This window comes from Psychrobacter sp. TB55-MNA-CIBAN-0194 (genome assembly GCF_040309505.1).
Lineage (GTDB): Bacteria > Pseudomonadota > Gammaproteobacteria > Pseudomonadales > Moraxellaceae > Psychrobacter > Psychrobacter fozii.
In genome coordinates this window covers 1-265 of sequence record NZ_JBEOOW010000384.1, presented here as the reverse complement: position 1 = coordinate 265, position 265 = coordinate 1, and the positions used below count along the sequence as shown (strand labels likewise).

Below are 265 nucleotides of genomic sequence, written 5' to 3'. Positions count from 1 at the left end.
CTATAATACTCTCTCGCCAAAGAAGCAGCCTCATCTAGACAAGTAATAGATAACCCTGTAATTAATGCTTCTTCATTTACTTGTATAAGAGCGGCCTCTAACACTCGAAGCGCTTTGAGCTCATTTTTAGTACCAGTAGGTTTATGACCTTGTTGATAACGAAAATATGCCTTGGCGAACTCCACAAAACTTTCATCCATTAACTCTTCTTGCTTCGGCTTACGTGTTGTGACACCAAGCTTTGCAAATACAGCTACCTTTGGCC

At 40.8% G+C, this 265-nt stretch carries 1 pseudogene; it reads right to left on the bottom strand.

The annotated features are described in order from the left end of the window. Positions 1–265 (bottom strand): annotated as a pseudogene (locus AAEY75_RS15570) (hypothetical protein); the annotation flags it as partial.